This is a genomic window from Micromonospora sp. NPDC003776, from assembly GCF_053605645.1.
In genome coordinates this window covers 1-3,694 of sequence record NZ_JBSGJR010000634.1, presented here as the reverse complement: position 1 = coordinate 3,694, position 3,694 = coordinate 1, and the positions used below count along the sequence as shown (strand labels likewise).

Below are 3,694 nucleotides of genomic sequence, written 5' to 3'. Positions count from 1 at the left end.
GGCGCCGCGACCAGCGGCGCCCCTTCTCGTTGCACTCGGGTCAGGCGGTGCGGCGCTGGTGCAGCCAGAGCACCGGGCCGCTGACCAGGTAGCCCACCACCACGAGGGCGAAGGTCAGCCGGATGTCGATCAGCGCGCCGATCACCGGGGCCAGCCAGAGCCACGGCGGCAGCTTCAGCAGCCGGGCCAGCTTGGCGTACGGGAAGCTGGACACCATGGCGAAGGCGAGCAGCGCCACCCCGGCGACCATCACCAGGCCGGAGACCGGCAGCCCGATCGCCACGGTCAGGGCCAGCACGGCCGCCGCCATGGTGGTCGGTACGCCGCAGAAGAACCGGCCGTCCTTCGGCGAGACGTTGAACCGGGCGAGCCGGATCGCGGCGCAGGCCGCGACCAGGGCGCAGGCGACCGCGGCGGCCGCCGCGGGGACCGAACCGGCCAGTGAGGCGTAGACCACCACCGGGGCGGCGAGGCCGAACGAGCACATGTCGGCCAGCGAGTCCATCTGGGCGCCGAACGGGCTGGCCACCCCGAGCTTGCGGGCGAGCGCGCCGTCCAGGCCGTCGAACGCGACGCAGGCGATCAGGCAGAGGGCGGCGGACCGGACCTCACCCTGCATGGCCAGGAAGATCGCCAGCATGCCGAGCATCAGGCTGCTCAGGGTGCAGGCGTTGACCACGGCGAACTTGGCCCGGCGGGCGGCCGTGCGCTCACCCGGCAGGAGCGGGATCGACATCGCCGGTGTCTCGTCGACCGGCGCGGCGGGGGCCAGCGCCGGGCTGACCGGCATCACCGCCTCGACCTCGGCGTCGAACCGCGCGTAGCGGCGACGCTGGCGGTCGGTCCAGCGGTGGTCGGGGGTGACCAGGTCGGTCCCGGCGGGGGCGCCGTCCCGGCGACCCACCCGGACCAGCAGCACCTGGCGGGCGAACGTGCTGCTGCGGCGCAACCTGCCCGCCCAGCGACGCCCTGCGGGGCGCGGACTGTCAGTCGTACGACGCCGGCGCCATGGGGCTCTCGGCACGTTTCCTCCATCACCGGATCGGGTGACCGCCACGGGGCGGGTGTCCGGCTGTCTCGTGCCGGACCTTTCGGATCCGGCAGCCCATTTTGCGGAGTACACCATTGCACAGGGGATAGGGGCTTGGCGATAGCTGCCGGCGGTACTTATATCTCCCTTAACCGCGCGAACCGCTCAGTTATTCCCATCTCGGGCCTCATCGCCCGTTTTCGTCGGCCAACCCCAACTCCCGACTGTACCGGAGGGGTCCCGTCCCGGCTCGGTGAGCGGGTGCTAGCTGCCCCGTCGTCCCGTTGCCAGCGCGGCCACGTCCGTCATGCGCAGGGCGTTGACCTGCTCGGGAGCGAACCAGGCGGCCCGCGCCGTGGAGCCGCCGGCGAGCTCGGTCACCACCGCCTCGGTGGGGGCGTCGACGCGTACCCGGTAGATGACCCGGACGCCGTGCCAGTCCAGCGGCCGGCCCTCGGGGCCCAGCGCGGCCGGGTTGTGCAGGTTGTCCACGGCGACCAGGTCGACCACGCGCCCGAGCTGGCCGGCCTCCTCCACCAGCTCGCGGAGCAGCCCGGCCGCCGGCTGCTCGCCGTGGTCGGTGCCGCCGCCGGGCAGGTGCCACTTGCCGGCGCCCGGATAGCCGTCGGCGATCATGGTGAGCAGCACCCGGTCGGCCGGGTCGGTGACCAGCCCGTACGCGGCGAACCGCTGGCGTCGGTCGGCGGCCGGGGCGGACCCGTCGGGCGGCAGGGCCCGGGGCAGGTCGGCCGGCAGCGGCGAGACGGGGAGCCCGAGCAACTCCGCGGTGAACGGCATGATCGGCACCGCCGCCGCCTCGGCCGGGGTGAACCAGCTCACCTCGTCACTGCCGCCGGCGGGCTCCGGGCGCAGCACACCGCCCCGGGCCTCGACGTCGAAGACCAGCCGGTCGGTGTGCATCGCGACGTCCGCGGGCCGGAAGACGGCCACGTCGGCGACGGCGGCCCGGACGGCGGTCACCGCGACCTCCAGCCCGGTCTCCTCGGCGAACTCGCGCACCACCGCGTGTTCGGGGTGCTCCGCGTGCTCGATGCCGCCACCGGGCAGCTGCCACACCCCCGGGTACGGGCACCGGTCCGCGCCCCGCGCCAGCAACACCCGCCCCCCGGAGTCCCGCAGCACCCCGTACGCCCCGATCCGCCGCCGCTCCTGCATCGACACCCTCTCCCCGGTCCCGCCCGTCCCTGCGTCGATCATGAACCTGTTGCCCGCCAGAACGGCGTGTCGTGGCAACACCTTCATGATCGCCGCAACAGGGCGGCGACGGGAGTCAGAGGAGGTGGGCGGCGTGGACGGCTTCGGCGGTGACCTCGGTGAGGCGGTCCGTGGGGAGGGCGCCCAGTTCCTCGCGGCGGAACCAGCGGGCCTCGCAGGTCGAGCCGCCGACGTCGGCCACCGTGGGCGGGGCGGGCTGGTCGACGACCACCCGGTAGAAGGCCCGGACACCGTGCCAGTCGATCGGGTAGCCCTCGGGGCCGAGCGAGGCGGCGTCCCGGTGACTGGCCACCCCGAGCAGCTCGACCAGGCGGCCGGTCTGCCCGGTCTCCTCCACCAGTTCCCGGATCAGTGCCGCGCCCGGCTGCTCGCCGTAGTCGGTGCCGCCGCCCGGCAGGTGCCAGCAGCCGGCGCCCGGGTAGCCGTCGGAGACCCGGGTAAGCAGCACCCGCTCCTCGGGGTCGGTCACCACGGCGTACGCGGCGAAGCGCTGCGCGCGATGCAGCCCGTCCGGGCCGGGCACCGCGTAGAACGAGGGGAACTCCGGCACCTCCTCCGGCACGATGTCATCGGTGGAGGCGGGCAGGCCCAGTGCGCGCGCGGTGAACGACCGCAGCGGCAGCTCCCGGGCCTCGTCGAGGGTGAACCAGCGGGCCAGGTCGGTGGGGCGGTCGACCCGCTCGGTCAGCGTGCCGCCCCGGACCGAGACCGTGTAGAGCAGGCGGTCGGTGTGGATCGTGATGCCCCGCTCGGGCAGCGCCCGCATGTCGGCGAGCACGTCCTGGAGGGCGGCGACGGCGACCGAGAGGCCGGTCTCCGCGGCGGTCTCCCGGACGACCGTGTGCTTGGGGTCCTCCCCGTGGTCGACCGCCCCTCCCGGGAGCGACCAGGTGCCGGGGGTGCCGGACCGCTCCGATGCGCGGACCAGCAACACTCGGCCGTCTGAATCAGCACAAACTGCGTATGCCGCGATCCTGCGGAGCGGCTCCAGCGAAGTGGTCACGGGAGGAAATTCTCCCCGGCGGCGGTTACCTCCATCGAAAAGAGTCAGATTCCTGACTCTTAGCTGGCGCCTCAGGGATCCGTCAGGGTAGGAGTCCGGGCGGTCACCGAGGTCGTCCGCCGGTCCGCGCGGGACCGTGGGTACATGACCTCCATGAGCACCCCTCAGGCCCCGTACAAGCAGCTCCGCCGCCCCGTCACGGACCGGATGATCGCCGGTGTGGCCAGCGGGCTCGGGCGGTACTTCGCCGTCGACCCCACCCTGGTCCGGGTGGTCTTCGCCGTCGCCACCCTGCTCACCGGCGGGCTCGCCGCGCTGGCGTACCCGATCATGTGGTTCCTGATGCCGGAGGAGCCGGCGGGCGCGCCCGCCTGGCCGCACCCGGCGGGCACCGCGCCGGGCTGGCCGCCGGTCCCGCCGGCGAC

The 3,694-nt window shown here is 74.0% G+C and carries 4 protein-coding genes; 1 reads left to right on the top strand and 3 read right to left on the bottom strand.

Annotated elements, in window-relative coordinates:
- Positions 1-40 precede the first annotated feature (40 nt).
- From ACWEVO_RS32355 to ACWEVO_RS32345, 3 genes are all read right to left on the bottom strand, one after another.
- Positions 41-949 (bottom strand): CDP-alcohol phosphatidyltransferase family protein, encoded by a 909-nt coding sequence (locus tag ACWEVO_RS32355; protein ID WP_452311243.1) that lies wholly within the window; start codon positions 947-949, stop codon positions 41-43.
- Positions 950-1,294: 345 nt separating this feature from the next.
- Positions 1,295-2,206, bottom strand: a complete 912-nt coding sequence (locus ACWEVO_RS32350; protein ID WP_452311242.1) for an NUDIX hydrolase — start codon at positions 2,204-2,206, stop codon at positions 1,295-1,297.
- Positions 2,207-2,321: 115 nt separating this feature from the next.
- Complete coding sequence (locus ACWEVO_RS32345; protein ID WP_452311241.1) at positions 2,322-3,269, bottom strand: NUDIX domain-containing protein; 948 nt, start codon at positions 3,267-3,269, stop codon at positions 2,322-2,324.
- Between the two features lie 144 nt (positions 3,270-3,413).
- Between ACWEVO_RS32345 and ACWEVO_RS32340 the strand changes: the two genes are divergently transcribed.
- The coding region (locus ACWEVO_RS32340) for a PspC domain-containing protein (protein WP_452311240.1) at positions 3,414-3,694 on the top strand (281 nt) is incomplete at its 3' end.

Excerpts from the sequence above, each read along its gene's own strand:
- ACWEVO_RS32350 (WP_452311242.1), bottom strand. The coding sequence starts at position 2,206 with ATGCAGGAGCGGCGGCGGATCGGGGCGTACGGGGTGCTGCGGGACTCC.